The organism is Bradyrhizobium sp. McL0615 (assembly GCF_049993905.1).
Classification (GTDB): Bacteria; Pseudomonadota; Alphaproteobacteria; order Rhizobiales; family Xanthobacteraceae; genus Bradyrhizobium.
In genome coordinates, this window is the sequence record NZ_CP188254.1 from 6,745,958 (window position 1) to 6,765,849 (window position 19,892).

16 protein-coding genes and 2 pseudogenes are annotated in these 19,892 nt (G+C 57.6%); 6 read left to right on the forward strand and 12 right to left on the reverse strand.

Annotated elements, in window-relative coordinates; translation table 11 throughout:
• Positions 1-219: 219 nt before the first annotated feature.
• On the forward strand, positions 220-1,065 hold the full coding sequence (locus tag ACPPVP_RS32625) for a class I SAM-dependent methyltransferase (RefSeq protein ID WP_426527698.1): 846 nt from the start codon (positions 220-222) through the stop codon (positions 1,063-1,065).
• 269 nt (positions 1,066-1,334) lie between these two features.
• Positions 1,335-2,633, forward strand: a complete 1,299-nt coding sequence (locus ACPPVP_RS32630) for an O-antigen ligase family protein (protein ID WP_426527699.1) — start codon at positions 1,335-1,337, stop codon at positions 2,631-2,633.
• 69 nt (positions 2,634-2,702) lie between these two features.
• Here ACPPVP_RS32630 and ACPPVP_RS32635 read toward each other — a convergent pair whose 3' ends face one another.
• Entirely contained in the window at positions 2,703-2,981 is a 279-nt protein-coding gene (locus ACPPVP_RS32635) for a hypothetical protein (protein WP_426527700.1), read from the reverse strand.
• 419 nt (positions 2,982-3,400) lie between these two features.
• On the opposite strand from ACPPVP_RS32635, the pseudogene ACPPVP_RS32640 reads away from it, so the two are divergent.
• Together ACPPVP_RS32640 and ACPPVP_RS32645 are read left to right on the forward strand one after the other, a co-directional pair.
• Positions 3,401-4,531: pseudogene (locus ACPPVP_RS32640) on the forward strand (glycosyltransferase family 4 protein); the annotation flags it as partial.
• A 192-nt stretch (positions 4,532-4,723) separates the two neighbouring features.
• Positions 4,724-5,854, forward strand: a pseudogene (locus tag ACPPVP_RS32645) (glycosyltransferase family 4 protein); the annotation flags it as partial.
• Positions 5,855-6,379: 525 nt separating this feature from the next.
• Here the strand turns inward: ACPPVP_RS32645 and ACPPVP_RS32650 are convergent.
• The 6 genes from ACPPVP_RS32650 to ACPPVP_RS32675 all read right to left on the reverse strand — a co-directional run bounded on the left by ACPPVP_RS32650 (position 6,380) and on the right by ACPPVP_RS32675 (position 12,832).
• Positions 6,380-7,714 carry an IS5 family transposase gene (locus ACPPVP_RS32650; protein WP_426527701.1) on the reverse strand — a complete coding sequence of 445 codons (1,335 nt, stop codon included), beginning with the start codon at positions 7,712-7,714 and terminating at the stop codon, positions 6,380-6,382.
• A 251-nt stretch (positions 7,715-7,965) separates the two neighbouring features.
• The gene (locus tag ACPPVP_RS32655) at positions 7,966-9,360 is read right to left on the reverse strand and encodes a hypothetical protein (RefSeq protein ID WP_426527702.1); all 1,395 of its coding nucleotides are present in this window, start codon (positions 9,358-9,360) and stop codon (positions 7,966-7,968) included.
• A 526-nt stretch (positions 9,361-9,886) separates the two neighbouring features.
• Positions 9,887-9,961: a hypothetical protein gene (locus tag ACPPVP_RS32660; protein ID WP_426538184.1), complete on the reverse strand. Its 75-nt coding sequence runs from the start codon at positions 9,959-9,961 to the stop codon at positions 9,887-9,889.
• 215 nt (positions 9,962-10,176) lie between these two features.
• The gene (locus ACPPVP_RS32665; RefSeq protein WP_426527703.1) at positions 10,177-11,274 is read right to left on the reverse strand and encodes a DegT/DnrJ/EryC1/StrS family aminotransferase; all 1,098 of its coding nucleotides are present in this window, start codon (positions 11,272-11,274) and stop codon (positions 10,177-10,179) included.
• A 35-nt stretch (positions 11,275-11,309) separates the two neighbouring features.
• Positions 11,310-11,774, reverse strand: a complete 465-nt coding sequence (locus tag ACPPVP_RS32670; protein ID WP_426527704.1) for an acyltransferase — start codon at positions 11,772-11,774, stop codon at positions 11,310-11,312.
• Entirely contained in the window at positions 11,771-12,832 is a 1,062-nt protein-coding gene (locus ACPPVP_RS32675; protein ID WP_426527705.1) for a Gfo/Idh/MocA family protein, read from the reverse strand. Before ACPPVP_RS32675 ends, ACPPVP_RS32670 begins: the two co-directional genes overlap by 4 nt.
• A gap of 360 nt (positions 12,833-13,192) precedes the next feature.
• Here ACPPVP_RS32675 and ACPPVP_RS32680 point away from each other — a divergent pair, with 360 nt between their 5' ends.
• Both ACPPVP_RS32680 and ACPPVP_RS32685 read left to right on the forward strand, forming a co-directional pair.
• Complete coding sequence (locus ACPPVP_RS32680; protein ID WP_426527706.1) at positions 13,193-14,059, forward strand: NAD-dependent epimerase/dehydratase family protein; 867 nt, start codon at positions 13,193-13,195, stop codon at positions 14,057-14,059.
• A gap of 559 nt (positions 14,060-14,618) precedes the next feature.
• Positions 14,619-15,266 carry a GDP-mannose 4,6-dehydratase gene (locus ACPPVP_RS32685; protein ID WP_426527707.1) on the forward strand — a complete coding sequence of 216 codons (648 nt, stop codon included), beginning with the start codon at positions 14,619-14,621 and terminating at the stop codon, positions 15,264-15,266.
• Here ACPPVP_RS32685 and ACPPVP_RS32690 read toward each other — a convergent pair.
• The 5 genes from ACPPVP_RS32690 to ACPPVP_RS32710 form a co-directional block, all read right to left on the reverse strand.
• Positions 15,165-16,337 (reverse strand): glycosyltransferase family 4 protein, encoded by a 1,173-nt coding sequence (locus ACPPVP_RS32690; protein ID WP_426527708.1) that lies wholly within the window; start codon positions 16,335-16,337, stop codon positions 15,165-15,167. The two genes, ACPPVP_RS32685 and ACPPVP_RS32690, sit on opposite strands and share 102 nt — an antisense overlap.
• The gene (locus tag ACPPVP_RS32695) at positions 16,334-17,263 is read right to left on the reverse strand and encodes an NAD-dependent epimerase/dehydratase family protein (protein WP_426527709.1); all 930 of its coding nucleotides are present in this window, start codon (positions 17,261-17,263) and stop codon (positions 16,334-16,336) included. The genes ACPPVP_RS32690 and ACPPVP_RS32695 overlap by 4 nt, the downstream gene beginning before the upstream one ends.
• Complete coding sequence (locus tag ACPPVP_RS32700) at positions 17,260-18,117, reverse strand: class I SAM-dependent methyltransferase (RefSeq protein ID WP_426527710.1); 858 nt, start codon at positions 18,115-18,117, stop codon at positions 17,260-17,262. Before ACPPVP_RS32700 ends, ACPPVP_RS32695 begins: the two co-directional genes overlap by 4 nt.
• Positions 18,107-18,676, reverse strand: a complete 570-nt coding sequence (locus ACPPVP_RS32705) for an acyltransferase (RefSeq protein ID WP_426527711.1) — start codon at positions 18,674-18,676, stop codon at positions 18,107-18,109. The genes ACPPVP_RS32700 and ACPPVP_RS32705 overlap by 11 nt, the downstream gene beginning before the upstream one ends.
• A 124-nt stretch (positions 18,677-18,800) precedes the next feature.
• Positions 18,801-19,889, reverse strand: coding sequence for a glycosyltransferase family protein (locus ACPPVP_RS32710; RefSeq protein WP_426527712.1), 1,089 nt, complete (start codon positions 19,887-19,889; stop codon positions 18,801-18,803).
• Between the last annotated feature and the right edge of the window lie 3 nt (positions 19,890-19,892).

Below are 19,892 nucleotides of genomic sequence, written 5' to 3' on the forward strand. Positions count from 1 at the left end.
CAATCGAAATCCCACGCCCCGTTCCCGTCGGTGAATTCGCTACATTTCTAAATCTCGTCACACCTGCAATCTTGCGCACTTTGCGTCAAGGCTGTACGTGCAAAACAAAGACCAAAATGCAAGCTGCTTAGCGCACCACGCGAGTTTCGACAGGAATTCATTCGTGCAAACCCACTCGCATGGTCATAGCCGCTTTGAAGCGGCCCGAAATGGCATTCGATGAACGACGGGACAAAAAACATTGATTTGGACGTCGCGGCCGGATTCGGTCATGAGTGGTCGACCTTCCGACAGGGTGAAAGCGAATTTTTGCCAGCGGACCGTGAGGCGATCTTCCGGTCCTACTTCCATATCTTTCCGTGGAGCGAGTTGCCGCCCGATCCGGTTGGCATCGACGTAGGTTGCGGCAGCGGGCGCTGGTCGGTGATGGTCGCTCAAAAGGTCGGTCATCTTCATCTCCTAGACGCAAGCGCAGACGCCCTCGCCGTCGCGCGGCAGAACCTCGCCCATGTCACCAACGTCAGCTTTCATCTCGCAAGCGTCGGTAATATGCCTGTTGACGATAACTCCCTCGATTTCGCGTTCTCGCTTGGCGTCTTGCATCACGTGCCGGATACAATGGCGGCCATCCGCGCTATCGCAACCAAGCTGAAGGTTGGTGCGCCGTTTTTAGTTTACCTCTACTACGCGCTCGACAACCGTTCATGGTGGTATCGCGCGGTTTGGCGTTTCAGCAATCGCTGCCGGATGATCATTTCGCCGTTACCGCCAAGATTGCGGCTCGTGATTAGCCAGATCATCGCGGTTGTTATCTATTTGCCCTTGGCGCGTTTCGCAGCGTTGGTTGAGCGCGCTGGGTTTTCTCCTGCTGCCATTCCGCTCGAGTCCTATCGCGATCGAAACTTCTACGTGATGCGCACCGACGCCTACGACCGGTTCTGTACCAGACTTGAGCAGCGGTTCACGCGAGACCAGATCGAGCAGATGCTGGCTGACGCAGGATTTGACGAGATTCGCTTTTCAGACAAAGTGCCCTATTGGTGTGCCGTCGGTAAAAAACGTTAAACCGTAGACTCGCAAAGCCACACTGTGAATTCTTTGTCACCAGCACGATCATAGATACTCCGAAACACTGCCGCTGGCTTGATAGCAGATTTGAGGCTCGTCTCCGGCCCCAGTGTGTCGCTTTACGGCTTAGGCGCAGAACCTCCTAGCCCCATTCTCGAAGGAAAAAATCGATCTATTCATCGACCTCTCAATCCGGCATAACCCCGACAATTAGGGATCATTGGACGCAGGAGCCTTCGACTTGTTCGGCGAACCGATAGAGCAACATGCAGGTTAGATTCAACGCGCAAACTATCGCGAGATGGACATCGGTCGCAGTTACAGTGGCGGTCCTCGCGAAGACCTTCGTGCCGTTCTATCTGATAGGCTCGACAGCGATTTTTGCGGCTTCGGTCGCAGCCGGGCTTGTTTTGGTTGCCCTGAGTTGGCGCCCAATCTTCGTCAGCGCCCGCCATGTCCGTGGCGCCCTGATCGTGGTCGCCCTATTCTACGCGGTCGTCGTCGTCAGCTTCCTAGTTTATTCCCGCGCTGCAGTGCCGGCGACGCACCTTTGGGGCATACTCATCATCCATGGGATCATTCTGATTTTTGGCTTTTCTGCAGCGCGTGCGCTGAATATGGTCCTGCTGGTCCTTTTTGGCATGGCGACGATCTATGTAGCGATGCTGGCCCTGCATGCACTGCGGTTCGGCGGCGTCACAACTGGCATCAATATCGACGATATCTTCGGAATCGGTGTTCCAGCAATTTACATTACCTTCCATCAGAATATCGGCTTCGTGCTCGGCGTCGGCATACTTGCAGCACTAGGATTGGCATCGAATCGCATCACGCAGATCCTCGCAGTGAGCGCACTGCCGATCGTGCTTCTGTTCCTGTTTCATATCGCCGCCCGAACGGCATTGGTCGCTCTCGCGAGCAGTCTCGTCTTCCTGAGTTTCACAACGCTTTGGGCCTATTCGAGGAAAGTGACGTTGCTAACTGCCGCAGCTCTCGTCGTGGCTGCGGCGATCGCATTGGGGGTGCTTTCCCAGCGCGCGCCAAACCAAATTGCCGTGGACGCAACGGCGCCAGACGCGGTCTCTCGGACCCTGCGAGAGCTCCAGGATCCCGATCCCGGATTCCGTTTGCCGATATGGAAACGGACCTGGCGCCATATCGTGACCGCGCCAGATCGACTGCCACTTGGGCGGGGTGTCGGCATGTATCCAGTCGATGCAGGATTTGGAGCTCCCGATTGGCTGCTTCGCCCTACCGAAGGATCCAAGCATTATCCCCACAACGTGCATCTTGAAATACTCTACGATACCGGAATTGCGGGGCTGGTGCTGTTTAGCACACTGACGGTCTTGCCAATATTAGCCTCGCTGCGGCGCTGGTCCATGTTTTCCCTCGCGGAGAGATTCGCTGTCGCCATATATGTTTTTAACCTTGTGAGTTCGGACATTTCCGGCGCGTTCGCCTATGCATACCTGCTGCAGTTTTTCCTCGCATTGACAACTGGGGTTATTGCCCTGAAACCAACTGCAGAAGCCGGCACGCAACACAAGCCAATAGCTGCGTGAGATCCCGCCGTTCGGCCGATGTCTGTGCATACGGCGATCAAAATTAAGCGTCGCACTGACCACATCGGATCAAGGGTCAATTTCAACCCTTAGCACCTCGAACCCCCAATCTGCATAAGAACCGGGATTGTGATTTATAGTAACGAAAAAGCGCTTATCGACCGGACGAGCATTGGGAGACAATACGGTCGCATAACCAGAAACCCTATAGTCACGATCGTCGGCGGCAAGATCGATACCGAATTTATTAGAAGCGCAACTTTCGAAACCGACCTGGCCTTGATCCTTCAGGCGTGCGCGCACCGCACTCTGCGCTGTAACGCAAGCCATAACTCTCATATCGTTCAAATAGGCCTTCGAACGGCCTTCCGCGCGGGATAAACTGGTTTGGAGAGCTGCCGCGAAGACTAACGCTAGACAACACCCTGTTGCCCTAGTCACCACTTTTGAAGCCGGCAATATGGCCCAACGATTCCTAAACGGCATGCTTTCGCTCGGAATTCCGGTGCTGCCTACCTCAACGAACATCGTCATGAGCGGAGCGTGACCAATGAAGCTGCAAGAGATTTAGGTATCTCACGAAGGTAGCACTTAAGAACGCCAGATACGAGCACTTTCAGCTAAGCGGCTTGTGCGCAATAGGAATTACTCTTAGAAGATTCTGATCTTATACCCCTGTTCATGAGATCGACGGCAGCCTAAAAACGGCGACCTGACCGAGACAGTCCCGGACTGTTCCGAGGGCAAATCAATCGATGTGAATTGAAATGACTTTGGAAACCGCTGCGCCGCCGCGACGAATACTATACGTCGTTAACGAGGACTTCGCGTTCTTGCTCAATCGGCTGCCGATGGCCCGGGCGGCGCGCGAAGCTGGCTTTGAGGTGCATGTCGCGACGCGCGTCGACAAGGGCGCCGACGCTATCGAGGCGGAAGGCTTCACGCTGCATCGGATTCCTCTCCGACGCGGTGGGTTATCACCATTTGCCGCAATCCCCACCATCGCAGCGCTTCGACGCATCGAAAACAAAATTAAGCCGCAGATCATTCACCACTCCGGTCTGCAATGCTGCGTCTACGGCTCGATCGCGGCGCTCGGGACAGGGATCCCACTCGTAAATGCAATAACCGGGCTTGGTTATATCTTCACATCGGTGACCTGGCGAACGCGGTTACTAAGGCGGAGCATGGCCATGCTACTGCCATGGCTTCTAAACAGCGAGCAGAGCCTAGTGCTCGTTCAAAACCCCGACGATCAGTCCGCTCTCGAAACCCTTGGCATAGACCGGAAGCGGACCGTCTTGATTCCCGGGTCAGGCGTCGATACCGATTTTTTACAACCGCTGCCAGAGCCGGATGGCCCGATTACAATGGGTTTCGCGGGGCGCTTATTGACCGATAAGGGCATTCGGGCGTTGGTCGCCGCCCATGGTATTTTGCGTAACCAGGGCCATGACATAAACTTGATCATTGCCGGAAATCCCGACCCAGCCAATCCAGCTTCCGTTCCGTTAGAGGAAGCTCAGGAATGGAGCCGCCGGCCAGGGATCACCTGGCTCGGGCACATCGATGATATCGTCTCGCTTTGGCGACGCTGTCATTTCGCAGTCCTGCCCTCGCACCGAGAGGGCTTGCCTATGAGTCTTCTGGAGGCGGCCGCGTGTGGCAGGGCAATGGTCGCAACAGATGCACCGGGCTGTCGCGAAATCGTCATCAATGACAAGACAGGGCTTTTGGTGCCGATTGAAAATCCGCCGGCATTGGCAAGCGCCATTTTGCGCCTTGCGACCTCACTTCCACTGCGAGCGCGTTACGGACAGGCTGCAAGGCAGATCGTCGTCGACAAGCTATCCGCCAAAATTATCGGCAAGGCCGTTGTAGAACTCTACGATCAATTGCTGCTAGACCGTTCAAATCGCACATACCGGCCGCATGATACTTCGATGTTGCCGGTCAAAGCGTTGCAGCCAACTGGGAGAATTCTGCTCGTCACCCAACACTATGCACCTTTTCCCAGCACCACGTCGGGCTACATGACCGACATTGCCAAAGCGCTTGCGCTGGAAAGCCAGGTAATCGTCTTGTCGGGTACCCCAAATTCCGGCTCGAAATTACCGTCGAAACCTGGCGAACCCACCGTAATCGAAATACGGAGCTGGTGGCCGGGGAAATCTGCGCTGGTATCACGATCACTAGCGGCTATCCTGTTCGCCGTGCAGGTTTTTCTTTCCGTCATCAAGCACAGCCGTCGCGAGGACGCCGTTCTTTGCGTTACGACTCCGTTCACATTACCGTATGCCGTGACGTTAGCGGCGCGGCTACGCAGGATTCCCGCGGCGCTTATTATCTACGATTTCTATCCGGATTCGCTGGTCATGGCGGGCTTTCTACAGCCCACGTCGATCGTGACAAAACTCCTGCGATGGGCAAACAAGGTGATGTTCGAAGGGCTCAGTGCCATCGTCACTATCGGGCGAGACATGAGTTCGTTGCTGATGGCCTACCCCCGAATGACCGCGGACAAGATCACCCTGATCCCGAACTGGGCGACGCTTCCCGTGCGCTATCGGGAGATCGATGCTGACAATCCCTACCGCCGCCGTTGCGGAGGCAAATTCCTGGTGGCTATGTCAGGAACTGCGGGATTTACCCACGATCCCGACTCTGTATTTGAGGCCGCGCAATTGTTGAAAGACAATTCTGCCATACATTTTTTGTTTTCTGGTGAAGGCGTCGGTTGGACCAAATTGAAGGAAAGGTACGCCGCTTCGCCACTGGACAATGTCACGCTGATCGAGCGTGTCCCCGAAGCAGAACTAGAAACGTTCCTGTCCGCCGCCGACATCTGGCTCATTCCGTACCGCAAAAACAATACTGGTGTCTCTGTGCCGAGCCGGATTTACAATTTGTTCGCGGTGGGCCGACCGGTCATCATTTGCTCAGAACCGAACGCGGAAGCGGCCCTGCTCGTCCGCGAACATGATTTGGGTTGGGTAGTGGAACCCGAAAAGCCCAATTCGATTGCGCGGGCGGTTACGCTTGCCGCCTCGGCCGTGGGTAACACCGAGGAGAAGGGCCAGCGCGCGGCCGAGATAGCCTCGCGCTATACAAGACAGATTGCGCTGAAATCCTACAATGAGCTGATGAGGCGCCTTCTAGACAGGCGAGCCGCGGTCCCCGAACAAGCTAAAGGAGAGGGTAGTGCCGCACGGATTCGCTGATCCTCATGGAGCGAGCCACACGACACGATATTTGTCGAGAAGCGTTCTAGCCGTTGACTCTCTTGGAAGTATTTTTCCATCGAGGACACTGGGGCGCGTGGTAAATCATCCCATGCTCAAGGACATCCACGCCAAAGCTGAAGCAGGTTACAAACTGGACGCCGGCAATCTCGCGCACACAAAGCATGCATTGGGCAAGCAGCATTGAGGATGACGTGTAAGCCGCGCATCGCCGCTGTCGGGTATCGGCGCCAATCGCGCAGGGTTGCGAAGCGGGCAGACAGCGCATTTTTTCAATGGCACAGCACGACGGCGAGACCATTGAGGACGGCCTCCGCATAATCCGTCAGAAAGGCCCGAAAACCCCTCTACCGCTGCAAAACATTGCCGCGTCAGGCGATAAGCATTGCCTGTCGTCCGGATATCAAATGGCTGCGTCAAAGCCAGTTCGATACCATCTATTTTCGAAATTCCCATCCGCCAGCTGCGCTTAGTCCTCCGTGAAGAACGCGGACGACCGCTGATTTAAGCGATCTTTTGAGCCGGGACAGATTCGGCGAAGGCCCGGATGATGGCACGCAAGAGTTCTGCGAGCCACCGCAGGAGCAGGCCGAAGTTGTAGCCGGCAGCGGCGAGGACGGCGTTGATGCGGTCGCCGACGCGGCCTTTGAGATAGTTGCGGTCCATGCGGTGCTCGGCCTTGACGTGGCCGATGACGGGCTCGACAGCCGCACGACGCTTCATCTCGCGCCGGATGGAAGCCGTGACGCGGCGGACCTGCCCCGAGATCCAGACCCTGAGCCGGTGCGGGTGGTTGTGGCCGCGGTACCCTTTGTCGACATGGATGCGGCGAGCCTCCACGCCGGTGAGCTTCTCCATGTCGGCGACCACAGGGCCGAGCGTGTGCCCGTCGAAGGGATTGCCGTGCAGCGCCTTGGCATGGAGCACGAACTGTCCGCCCTTCGGGGACGTCACGGGGGTGGCGATACTGACCTTGCAGCCGAACTCGTAAGGTGCGCGGGCTTTCCCCTTGCCGATGCACTCGACCTCCGGCGCATGTAACGCATAGACCTTGGGGCCGCGCTGATGCTGATCCTGGGTGCGCACCCGCTGCGCCAGATCGAGTAGTGGGCCGAAGCGAGCTTCCAGCGCCGCATCGCCATCAATCTTGCGGCGGATGTCGCGGATGATCCGGCCAAGTCGCGTCCGCAGGAACTTGAGGTGGCGCCGGGCGAGCTTGAACTGATGAGCGTGGGTATAGCGGCCGACCATGAGGGCGGCGCGCTTCGCCAGGCGCAGATAGCTCTGGCGCAGCGGCACACGGTTGCGCTTGGCGAACCCGACGAGCTTGGTGATGGCCCGATGCATCAGCCGCGCGTCGGTCGGATGCGCAACGGCCTTTGGCTGCACCGTGGTATCGACCGCCACTCGCTCCAGGTCCTTGGGACCGATGGCGCCAGTCTTGTGCGCCACCGACAGACTTTCCTGGATCTGGGCGACGAGCTGCTCCTCGCCGAGCCGCTGGCGCCAGCGCGTCATCGACGATCGATCGAACGGCAGCCGATGGCAGAAGCTCAACTCGCCGCAGAAGTATTGGTAATAGGGGTTCTCGATCCAGCGGGCGCACAGCACCTCATCCGAGAGATCGTGCATGTGCTTCAGGATGAACAGGCCGGCGACAAGCCGCGTCGGCAGGCCAGGCTGCCCCGGACCGGTTTGGCACACCGATCCAAAGCGGTCATCCAGAAACTTCCAGTCGATCAGCGCCGCCAACCGCACCAGCGGGTGTCCCATGTCGATGATTTGATCGAGGGCCGGAAGCAACAGGTCTTTCTGGCGATCATCCCGCGGTTTGCTCATCGCCTTCCCCAATGCCGATGACCCGCCGTCAGGGAATCACGAATCGCTCGAAAGCAAAATCCCAAAACGCAAGAAAGCGCGGCCCAACACCCGGCTTTCCTGCAAAATCGAATACTTTATCGAGACAACTTCTGCCTATCGCTCAGGCCGATCTGCATTCTTTACGGACGACCGCTTAAGCTCGCTGCTGTGGAAAATCTTGCTGCATGTGGCTGTGGGTGGGTCGCCGATCGTGCCGGCAAGTAACAAAATCAACCGCCGCTGGCTGGTATCGACTTGGGCTCGGTTCTAGTCAGAAGCCTGATCGCTTTGACAAGGATGCCTGCCAACAGCGGCGCGAGCAGCAGTCCGCCGGACAAGAATGCGGTGTTGAGGGCACTCACCAAGAGGGTGAATACGCCGCCAAATGCCGCCGCCATCATTGCAATGCCAAGCACTGTTTTGCCATTTACCAGATAAATCGCATCGATGGATCTGCAGGTAGCGGCCGCGAGCATGCTGAAACCGACAACGCCGGCGTAGGAAAAATCGATCCAGGCGTCTGCAATGAACAGTGCGTTGCTGGTAGCATCCCCGGTGCCGTGCCAGAGTTGCGAGATGATCGTGAATGCGGGCGTGTAGTTGAGACCCATGATCGTCGCCAGCGGCCGGATATTGGCGCCCCAGGTGTGAGGATATCGAGAAGGGAATGCGCCGAACGTTTCCAGAAGGGATTCACTCGGTACCTCAAAGACCCTGTAATAGAGAAACCCTAGCGCACCGAAACTGTCATAGGCTAATATCGTGAGCTTGATGCTGAAGCAAAGCACGAGAATGATCGCGAACAACGCGCCCAACCCACTCCACCAGTTCATTCGGTTGCGAAAAATAAGCAATCCGGCGACGATCAATTGAACAAGAAGGAATGCCGGAGGCGCTTTGCTCAGGGTTTCGGACCTTCCGACCATAACAGCTAGAAAAAGCAAACTCGTCGCCACAAATAAAATCCAGTAACGGTTGATCCAACCCGAAAGCAATCCCCACACAATCAGCATCGGCGCTACCGCACCCAGGAGCACGCGGTAAAGGTAGTTCGGGCTGCCACCATGATTCAGGCGATAAGCCGCCCTGCCCGATTCATCATCGGTAATCGACAGGAACGCCTTGATGGTGCCGAGATGGTCCTCTCTGATCGACACCCATGCGAGGAATAGCATCAGACACGCGATCACCAGCAATAACATTCGGGTACCACCGACGTCATCCTTCAATGGCTGCAAATTCCAGCCAGTCAAGGCAGCCTCCATGGCTGTGATCCGTTTTGGTATTAGGTGGTCGACAATCTCGATTCCCGCGATCACCCCGATAAACATCAGAGCTATCGCAAAATTCATAGATATAACGATGGCCGCGAAATCTGGTGATGCAGCCTCAATGATGCTGAATATTGGGGACTTACCCCCCATCGATCCTGAAAGCCGCTGGATCACCATAGCCTTTTCGCCCGAAGACAGCATGAAACTCAAATAGGCCGGGCCATAGATCAACAACAGCGCCCCCACCAGCATGGTGGTCGCCGTCAGAAACAAGCGCAATCTGAGATAAAGATAGATTGCTGCGCCACTCATGGCTACGGCTGCAACAATGTAACTTGCTGTAAGCATCATCTCTTTCGCCTGAATGCTATAGTTGTAAAATCAATCCTAATATCACCGCGAGGGAAAACCTGCGACCCCCTTCTGCATCGGCATCCGCAAAATTATTGGCAAGCACAAAAAGCTAAGAGCGGAACAATCGGCCCCCTATCCGGGATGCGGCGATCCAACTTTCATCAGGGCTGCAAGCGAACCAACATCCACATTTGAAGATATGTCCAAATTCGCAGCTCACTCCCAATCTTACGATCTGTCACAGTTGAGAGCGAAAACCGCTTTCCGAAGCGCCGGCCCGTCGACCAGTTCGGCAAAGGCCGGAATGTTATGTTCCAATCGCATTGCAGTCCATTCCGAAAGCGGGCCGTTCAGCCCATCCGGCATTGGGTTCCGCTTCCCGGTCCCGATCGATTCCGGCATTGAAAATGCCCCGGCATATATTGGTCTCCTCCAAAAGGGCGACTACCTCGGTCACCAGGCGCCAATCCAAAACGGAATTCGCATTTTGATGTCGTGCGCCATCGATGCGGCCGCATTTCGCCTACTCGACGTCGGACGTCATGCAGACGATCACCGACGAATCGAACCCGCCGGACAGGCAGGACTCGATCGGCACGTCACTGCGATGCGCAGGCTACGGCGTCTCGAAACAAAAGCAGCTCCCGTTTGCTGGCAAAACTCGAAGCAGCGGCGTTTCTTGCCGGGGTCGGGTTGAATGTGGTGATCCTGTCTTTTGTGGTGCTGAGGCTGGGCGTTGTACCACTCGGAATTGCACGACCTTAGGGTATCCCCCAATCGGCTCTGAACTGATATCGCCAGCAGCGGGCACAACTAGAATGCGAGAATGAGATCGATCACGGTCTTCTGCTGCTGCGCCGTAATTTCCGCAAAGATGGGCAACGACAGAACGCGCCCCTGATGCCGGTGAGCATTCGGGAACTGCTCGGGACGATGACCAAAACGGCTGTAGGCTGCAAGAAACGGCAGCGCAATCGGATAGTTGATGGCCGTTTGGACGCCGTTTGCGTTCAGGTGCGCGGCGAGCTTGTCACGCTGGGGGTGCTGGATGGTGTAGACATGATAGACATGGGTGCGTTCGGAAGCGACGTGCGGCACCGCGACTTCCTCAATCTGGTTAAGACCGGCATCATAGATTGCGGCCGCGGCCTGCCGAGCCTGAGTCCAACGTGGAAGATGCGGTAGCTTCGCCGAAAGGATGGCCGCCTGCAGACCATCCAAACGGCTGTTGATGCCCTCGATCTGATGCTGATGCTTGATCAATCCTCCGTGTCGCGCCACCATCGCCATGCGTTCGGCGAGATCGGCACGGTTTGTGACAATGGCGCCGGCGTCACCCATCGCCCCGAGATTCTTGCCCGGATAAAAGGAATAAGTCGCAGCTTCCCCAAAGGTGCCGACCTGTTCACCCTTATACCGCGCCAAATGCGCTTGCGCACAGTCCTCGATGACCCAAAGGCCGCGCTTGCGTGCAATCGCCATGATTGCGCCCATGTCGGCGGGTTGACCATAAAGATGGACTGGAATGATTCCGACCGTTCGTGGCGTAATGGCGCTCTCGACTGCAGCGGGATCGATCGTGAAAGTGCTGGTGTCGGTATCGCAAAAAACTACCGTCGCTCCGGCGTGAGTGATCATAGCCGAAGTGCTGATCCATGACTGTGCCGTTGTAATCACCTCATCGCCGGACCTAACCCCCAGGGCCGCCATCGCAACGTAGAGGGCGTCGGTTCCGTTGGCGCAGGACACGCAATGGCGCGCATTGACCGCGGCCGCAAATGCACGCTCAAATGCATCGACGTATGGTCCACGGATGAACGCACTGTCACGAATGACGGAAGCGACGGCAGCGTCGATTTCCGACTTGACGGTCTGGTATTGCAGATGAAGATCGGCGTAGGGCACGGCCATCGACTGGGCTTCCTCTAAAACTTAAAAAGATCACGCTACACGCGCGTTAGCAGGCGCGCCGGATTACCGACATAAGATCCAGCTACCGCGATATCCTTCGTCACGACGGCTCCCGCACCGACCACGACATTGTCGCAAATCTGTACCGGAAGAATCGTCGCACCTGATCCAATCGATACACGATTTCCGATCGTTGTGGAGCGCCACAATTGTTTGCGGCCGCGAGCCGGACCGCCGTGCGAAAACGTGTCATTGATGAACATCACCCCGTGGCCGATGAAGCAATCTTCGCCTATCGTGACGAGTTCGCAAACGAACGCATGGGACTGAACGCGCGTCCGCGCTCCGATCCGAACGTCCTTCTGAATCTCGGTGAAGGGGCCTATAAAGCAGTCGTCTCCGATTTCGCAGCCGTAGAGATTGCACGGCTTGACGATCTCAACGCGCGCGCCGAATAACACGTCGCGCACACCTATATGTCGGATCTCGGGCTCATTCATGGCAGCTCGCCGAGGCGACACAACTGCGGAACAAAATGCAATGAGACTTCCTTGCCCGTCTCAATGGACTCGTACAACGCGGATATCAGCTCGAGACTTTTGCGACCCTGAAGACCGTCGACGAGCGCGGAACTCTGATCGTTGAGGCATTTGATGACGTGCTCGTAATACGCCTGATGACCGAAGCCATAAACGTTCGGTGGATTGACGGAGAACTTCTCCATTACGTCTTTGTCTGACGGAAGCTCCTCGGCGAACTGCCAGTGCCGGATTTTGTTGACGGCAAATCCTGCAATTTCGACAGCGCCTTTCTCTCCCAGTATGGATAACGAACCTTCGAGATCCCTAGGCCTGATCGCTGTTGTTGCTTCGATGATTCCGAGTGCACCATTCTTGAATCTAAGCGTCGCCACTGCAGTGTCTTCGGCTTCAATATTCACCAACGCCGTTGCTGCTCGGGCATGTACGCTGACCACGTTACCAAAGAACCACTCTAGCATATCGACATGATGGCTGGCCTGATTGGCCAGAACGCCACCGTCATATGCCCAGGTTCCGCGCCATTGATCCTGATCATAGTAGGCTTGATCGCGGCACCAGCGCACGCGCACCGTGCCCAGCACAAGGCGACCGAAGCGACCTGCCTCAAGCGCTTCGCGCGCCTTGACCACAGGAACATTGAATCGATTCTGTTTCACGACGAATAGCTTAACTCCCGCTGCGTCGCAGGCACGGATCATGGTATCAGCGTCTTCAAGGCGAAGAGCCATCGGCTTTTCGACGATAACGTGTTTGCCCGCTTTGGCCGCGGCGATGGCGTGAGCCGCATGCATGCCGCTGGGTGTCAGCACCGAAACCGCCTGCATATCCTTTCGCCCAAGAAAATCATCGATATCGTAGAATGCCGGCACGCTAAACTTCGCGGCAATTGCGTCGGCGCGCTCACGCACCTCGTCGCAGACTGCAACGAGCTCGGCGCCGGGGATGTGGCCGCCCCCAAGAAGATCGGAGTGGCGCTTCGCAATGCGTCCGCAGCCTAGCAAGCCAAACTTGATCACACATCACCCTTTGCGGTTTGCGCTGAAGAGCGCCCGACGACCTATCCAATCCGTGCGTCCCAACAGTTGTAGAACCAGCATGGTCTGACCGGCCACCACACCGGATAGCCGAACCTGCTATCATTTTCAATATCTTGTATGCCCATGATGGATCAGGAACCACCCTGTCAAGGCTTGCCCTTACCGAAACTTTCGCGACGCGCCGCGACCCTTCAGATCCAAGCTATCAATCGGTCCTTTTTTTAGCTTTGGAGAAAGACTCTGACTAATTTGCATCGTCTTAAATACTGGTGCTAATCCTATGAATCCAAGAATTCACCCCGCGCCCAATTTTTTTGGTTTCGAGAGCGAGTAGGCTAGGTGGACGCGAAAATAGATTCGGAACAGGCGAAGAGCCTGGTGATAGGCGCCACCGGGCTTACTGGTGGCTATATCGTTGAGCACCTCGTCGGCGGCGGACAGCGACCGCTTGCTATCTCCAGGTCCCGGCAAACGGGACCTGGCATCGACTGGTATCAAGGGGACCTTGAGAATCCTGAGGCATTCCGGCTTCCCCCATTTGCGACACTATACTGCACAGCAAGCGCGATCTTGTTGCCGACGGCGCTTCCGTATCTTTTCAATCCCTTATTGAAGCGCGTTGTTGTCTTCAGTTCGACCAGCCTCATAACAAAAATTGACAGTGAAATCGTCTCGGAGCGAGAGACGCTGAAGAAACTCGCTGAGGCGGAACGAGAAATCGCCGCACTTTGTGATCAAAGCAACATTGGTTGGACGATATTGCGTCCGACGCTCATTTATGCCGAAGGTCGAGATCGCAATATTACGCCGTTGTCGAAGCTTATCCGTAGATTTGGCTTTATGCCTATTGTCGGCGGAGGGCCAGGCTTGCGGCAACCGGTGCACGCAGAGGATCTGGCGATCGGAGCCATTTCCGCCGCATCCAGTCCGGCCGCAGCCAGAAAGGTCTATTCCTTGCCTGGTGGTGAAACGCTTACTTACCGCGAAATGATCGATCGAATTTTTGACGGGCTGCGGCTGCCGCGGCGTACTATTTCGGTATCGCCTTTCTGGTGGAAGGCGGCCTTCATCATTGCAAGACCACTTTTTCCCGGCGCAAATGCGGCGATGGGCACCCGAATGATGAAAGATATGGCGTTCGATTCTACCCCCGCGCGAGAAGACTTCGATTGGGATCCAAGAATGTTCAATCCAGTTTTTGGCTAGGAGCGCCGGCAGGTCGCTGTGCGATATCGTCCGAGCGACCCGGCGGCGCCGAGATGAGGGAGGACCCACGAGGTTGTTGCTTCTCTTGCGCCGCTATTGCTTCTGGTCAAATCAAATACGTGGGCGGTCACCGCGTGTGGCTGCGCCGAGGAGGGGTGGAAATCCGGCGCTGGTGGCGGAGTGCTGGCGGCTCACACGCTGCCGGCCTCAAAACTCTCACAATCGACATGACGTGAGCCTGAAAGCCGCGGGTGGTGTTGTTGCCTGCGGCGTCGCACAATCGGCGGCCGCGTTATCCCGGTCGAGCTTGCATTGCAAGTCGAACAGTGTCCCCTTTGCGATGGCGCTATTGACACATGGCGCCGGGATTCTGTTCCTGCTGTGGTAGGTCATGCCGCGCGCGTTCGAGACGGGCCGAACCGGTAGCTTTCTTCATCAGGCGCAAGCTAAGCGCAAACGTCGAAACGTCGTATCCCGCTCCGCGAGACAGTCGTCGGACATAACCTGACCGGAGAGCTTCGATGCAAAGCGTTCTGATCCGGAAAAACTAATTCCCCTGATGATTATTCATGCGCCGGATGGCAAGCCGTTGCCGGTCTACGGCGACGGCTGCCATGCCCGCGACTGGTTGCACGTCTCCGATCACTGCGAGGCGCTGATGAAGGTGATCGAGGGAGGCCTCACCGGCGAAACCTACAATGTCGGCCGCGGCAACGAGCGCAGCAACCGCAATGTAGTCGGGTTGATCTGCGACACGTTCGACCGCGCCTTCGCCTCCGCTCCTCACCTTGCCGCGCGCTTTCCATCCTGCCCCGCCGCCTCCGGCAGCTCTTGCCGAACGCTGATCGGCTTTGTCACCGATCGCCCCGGCCACGATCAACGTTACGCAATCGACGCGACCAGGCTGGCCAACGAACTCGGCAGCCGCCGCAGCGTCGGTTTCGAGAGTGGAATTGGGCAGACGGTGCACTGGTATCTCGACCATGAACAGTGGTGGCGCGAGCGGCGCTTACAAGGCCTGGATCGACAAGAACTACGGCTTTCGGATGAGGGTCTAGCCATTCCTGCACATGCGTGTTCCCGCCGGTGCCAATGGGCGCGTGCGCTAGCGCGGAGAGGCCTGAATTGCATGCCGGAGTGTCTTTGCGAAGTCCGCGGCAAAGGCTGCCACGCGGTCGTCGTGGCCAGGGACGAGACTTCGAATTAATGGGGCGCCTGAATCCCGTGAGACCCGCATAAGGTGATCCGCCAGGGTCGCAGGGTCATCCGTTCCAAAATAGCTCGCCGTCCCGACGGCTTGTTCGCGATGGACGTCCAGGTCAGACAATATCATCGGCACCCCGAACGACTTCGCTTCTTCCACTGTCGTGCTCCATCCCTCGGATCGAGATGGATTGATCAAGCCGGTGCACGCCCGCAGCAACGCGTACACATGCGAAAGCGGAATCATTCCCAGATGAATAAAGCGCTTTTCGAGTCCACGAGTTTTCACCTGCCCCATGACCTGGTCGAAATAGCCTCGCTCGCGTCGATCTTCGGTGCTGCCCGATGCGCATACCACGGTATCGAACCCGCGCTGCGCTAGGATAGTCAGTGCATCGACGACCACTTGGTGGTTTTTGTGCGTGTAAAATTGATTCGGCAGGTAGAAGTATTTTTCAGGCAATCGGTACTGTGCAACTATCGTGGCCGGATTTGCAGTCAGGAACGCCGGCGATGGCTGGGTCGCGAAACGAACCACACGGACTTCGTTCTTCGCTCCGGGATAATATTTCCTGAAGTCGCGATGCGCGCTTTCGCTGCTCAGCATGACCGTCCGCCCGGATGCGATCTGAATTCGGAAGCCGGCTTCGCGGCGCCACCGCGCGAGTACCGGGAACAGCTCTGGCAAACGTCGATGCTGGAAGTCGGGAAACCAGATCACCGCCGGATACGGCAGCCGCCATCCGAAGAAGCGCCTACTCTGGAAGACTGCATCGATTTGATGCGCGCGGAACTCTGCCGCCGCTCCCCGGTCTAGACCCAGCGCCAGCGCGGCAAGCAGGCCGCGACTGCCTGTGAACGCCGCCGATTGCACAATCTCTACGCCGGGTATCGCAGCAATCGGCGCGAGATCGGCATCATCCCCATCTGTTCCTGCGAACAGGACGGGCGCAATTTCACCCGGACGAAACCTGTCAAGAGCTGCAAACAGGTTGCTTTGATAATTGTAGCCGCCGGCCCAGAGCTGGCGGGGAATATGGGTAAACGCAACACGTAGCGACGCGCCGGGACTCACCGGACCTGACCTTTGAACCAAGAAACGTAGTCGGCGAGGCCGTGTTCGGCAGGGATAGTCCAGTCAAACGGCAGCGCACGCAGCATGGCGTCGTCCGAAAGCAGGCTTGTCGGGTCGCCGGCACGGACGATGCCGGAAAACTGGATGGAGACGAGTCCGCCCCAGCACTGTGCTATCCTTTTAGCAATCTGCGCCACGGTGGTTCCACGCCCGGAGCCCGCGTTGACAACTTGAAACGCCTCCGACTGCGGCTTTCCGTCAATCGCGGTCAATAGCCGGGCGACGTCACGAACATCCGTCCAGTCCCGCACCTCCGCGCCTGTGCCCCCCAGCACCAGACTCCTTTCGCCCGCCTGCAGGCGGGAGCAGATGTCCCATAGCAGTTGCTTACGCAAGTTCGGCCCATATACCGAGAACAGCCGCGCGACCGTGCTCCGCAAGCCAAAGGTCACGGCGTAGCTTCGGCACAGTTGTTCCATCATTAGCTTGTGCTGCCCGTAAGGCGACATCGGAAGCGTTGCGGCGTTCACTGCAATTGCTCCCTCATGGCCTGCGCCATAGACCGCCGCGCTCGACGCGACGATAACGCGACAATCCCTGGCGGTGCCGCGCAGCCACTCCAGCAATCTGGCGGTGCTTGCAACAGTGCGCGAAAAGTCCTCAAACGGCTGCGCGATCGAGAGCCCAACCGACGAGCCGCCGGCCAGATGGAAAATCGTCGACGGCAATCCGGAGTGCTCCGCAAGCGCAATGAGATTGGCCGCGTCGATCTCGCCGTTCAGCCAATGCTGCAGCCCGATGCGACCCCTTTCGGCGTCGCCGATCGCGCCGTGGCCGATGCCATGAACGCGATTGCCCCGATCAGCCAACACTCGAACGAGATGCCGGCCGATAAAACCATTAGCGCCGGTGACCCATATGTTCATGACTCTGCCTTGTTACAGACAAACGAATAGAGCCGGCCAGGCCGGTGGTCAAAGCGCTCTGCCATCGAAAGCAGCGACATGAAAACGCTCTTGGAAGCAAGCGCGGCGCACCAGAGGGGCTTCACCGGAATCTTGCTGGTCAATCTTTCCACGACGGCCGTTCGTAATGTCTCGATCGTATAGGGAAACAGATTGATCGGACTCTTCAGCGGCGCAAGCACCTCGATCGCGGCAAATCCCGCAGCCTTCAGCGCGCCGATATATCGATCGAGAAGAAAAGCATGCTCGCCGCCGTAGAGGTGATGCAGGGGATGTTGATCGAGGAATGCCTCGAGGTGCGTCTCGTTGCTGATCACGTGTTCGCGCGCGGCGATGAGCATTCCGCCGGGGCGAAGCACGCGGAACATTTCCCGGCAGGCGCCATCGAGATCGCGCATATGGTGCAGCACCGCCCGCGCGAACACGACATCGAATGTGCCGTCAGCGAACGGCAGCCGCTCGGAAAATTCCTCAACCACCTCGATCGGCAAACAGGCCTCGGCGGCGAGATCCCGAATTGCCGCCGTACCGACCACGGCACTGGGGTCAGGCTCGAGCGCGGTGACTTCAAATCCGATGCGCGCCAGCGCGTAGCTGGCAATTCCGCGCCCGGCACCGACATCGAGCGCCTTGCCGGTGCGGTTCTGCAGAATGTTCGAAACCGCCTGCCATTCAGTGCTGGCAAAATAGCGCTCAGCAGCAGCGATCAGAGGGTCGTCATAGAAAGCGTCAAGCACCAGCTGGCGCCGGTCCGGCTGGTTGCGCAGCCAGATCACGGCATCCTCCCACGTCGTGAAGTCTTGCTCACCTTTCATCGGGTGGGATCTCCCTGATGAGCACGGCCGGATTTCCCGCAACGATGGAGAAGGCCGGGACATCCTTGGTGACGACCGCGCCGGCGGCCACAACGCCGCCCTTGCCCACTGTCACCCCACGCAAGACCATTGCGCCGGCACCAATCCAGGCGTCGTCCCCAATCGTGACCGGGCTCTCGTCGAGCGAGATTTCGCGCGGATGGCCGCGGGTGAAGATTTGCCTGATTTGCTGGTGCCGCGCCGCCGCTCCCAGCGGATGGGTAAGGCTGTCAAGAATATTCGCATTGTGTGAGATCAAGACGCGATTTCCAATGACGATGGAGGCAGCCGACCAGATCCTGGTCCCTTCGCCGACGTAGCACCATTCGCCAATCCTGATCTCGCCACCATGGGCGAACGTGAAAAGCTCGCCCAGGATGCGGCTGTGTCGGCCAACAACGATCTTGTCGGTAGCGCCACGGGCGTTCTTGATCCTTGCACAGGACCCGAGCACGGCATCATGCTCGAGCCGACAGGTCGCGCGTCCAATCAACCGCTTGATCAAGTAATCGATGTTCATGCGATCAACTCAAGGCATGCTGTGATAGCGGTGCAGATGATCTGGCGCTTCACCCCAGGAACCAAATTATCCGTACGCATCATCGACGCCCGATCATCCACCCGCCAGCCACGCTCTAGCACGGCTAAATCCGCGCGACGAGACCGGCAAAATGCTTCCATTGAGAAGCCTTGCTATAGGCCTGAGAGACCCGACTCCTTCCCCGCCCGGCTATTTCGGCCGATTCCGGCCAGTATTGCAGGCAATTTGAGAGGACTTCGGTGGCCTGCCCCGGCGAGTCGTAACTTTCCATGGTGACGCCCGGCTGCATTCCATCGGGGTAGCCGCCGGCGTCGGAGACCAGCAGTGCGCCGCATCCCATGGCTTCGAAACAGCGCATGTTCCCCCGATCGGTGCCGGCCATATCGATAGCCCCGTTCAGCACGATCTTTGACGAACCGATAAGCTCGTAAAGCTGTCTCCCAAACACCGGAGGCTTTGCGATCTTGGCGATCGCATCGGGACGCCGATGCTTCTGTAACGGCAGCCAGGCGCCGATTGCGCTTTCCGCAAGCTTCGTCAGCCGCGAAGCGTCGAGGCAATACACGATCCGGCGGCTGCCGGCCAGGCTTGCGACCTGTTCGAGCACCCTCGCGCGCGCTGTATGGTGTCGTGAATAGCCGCCAACAAAAAGCACGTCGATCGGCCTATCGCCGTGACCATACTCGTCCATGATCGGGTCCAGCGCGGGAAAGAACAGCTCGGCACGACAGCCCATGCGGCGCCAGGATTCGAGGATTAACGGAAAGTTTCCGAGCACCGCGCCATAGGCTGTCAGATCGGCGTTTCCTGACGGCGCAGCACGCCAGCAAAATGTCTTCCTAACGCAGCCGGGCAGTTTGCGTACGAACGTACTGGGATAGCGCACGGGATCGAGATTGTAGAAAACTTCGGTCCGGTGCTGCTCGATCTGGGCAAGCAAGATGACCTCGAGCGTCGGCTTTCCCGCAATCCCCTGCTCGCGCGCCCAATGACGCTGCAGGATTTCGTCATCACCATTGGTGAAGAACGCCTCGGGGGCTCCATCAAACACCGGTTTCAGAAAATGCAGCGCGCCAAAGCGGTCGTGCAGGAAGATGCGACGCCGTGCTTCGAAGCTCGACGCTTCCGCCGTGAGCTGGTTCAGCCGTACGAGATAGGACGGGTAGAGCCCGCTATTTTGAAACAGGCGCATCGC

Bases quoted from the DNA above. Each gene is read 5' to 3' on its own strand.
- ACPPVP_RS32625 (WP_426527698.1), top strand. From the start codon at position 220: ATGAACGACGGGACAAAAAACATTGATTTGGACGTCGCGGCCGGATTC.
- ACPPVP_RS32630 (WP_426527699.1), top strand. From the start codon at position 1,335: ATGCAGGTTAGATTCAACGCGCAAACTATCGCGAGATGGACATCGGTC.
- ACPPVP_RS32650 (WP_426527701.1), bottom strand. From the start codon at position 7,714: ATGAGCAAACCGCGGGATGATCGCCAGAAAGACCTGTTGCTTCCGGCC.
- ACPPVP_RS32655 (WP_426527702.1), bottom strand. From the start codon at position 9,360: ATGATGCTTACAGCAAGTTACATTGTTGCAGCCGTAGCCATGAGTGGC.
- ACPPVP_RS32665 (WP_426527703.1), bottom strand. From the start codon at position 11,274: ATGGCCGTGCCCTACGCCGATCTTCATCTGCAATACCAGACCGTCAAG.
- ACPPVP_RS32670 (WP_426527704.1), bottom strand. From the start codon at position 11,774: ATGAATGAGCCCGAGATCCGACATATAGGTGTGCGCGACGTGTTATTC.
- ACPPVP_RS32685 (WP_426527707.1), top strand. From the start codon at position 14,619: ATGATTATTCATGCGCCGGATGGCAAGCCGTTGCCGGTCTACGGCGAC.
- ACPPVP_RS32695 (WP_426527709.1), bottom strand. From the start codon at position 17,263: ATGAACATATGGGTCACCGGCGCTAATGGTTTTATCGGCCGGCATCTC.
- ACPPVP_RS32700 (WP_426527710.1), bottom strand. From the start codon at position 18,117: ATGAAAGGTGAGCAAGACTTCACGACGTGGGAGGATGCCGTGATCTGG.
- ACPPVP_RS32705 (WP_426527711.1), bottom strand. From the start codon at position 18,676: ATGAACATCGATTACTTGATCAAGCGGTTGATTGGACGCGCGACCTGT.
- ACPPVP_RS32710 (WP_426527712.1), bottom strand. From the start codon at position 19,889: ATGCGCCTGTTTCAAAATAGCGGGCTCTACCCGTCCTATCTCGTACGG.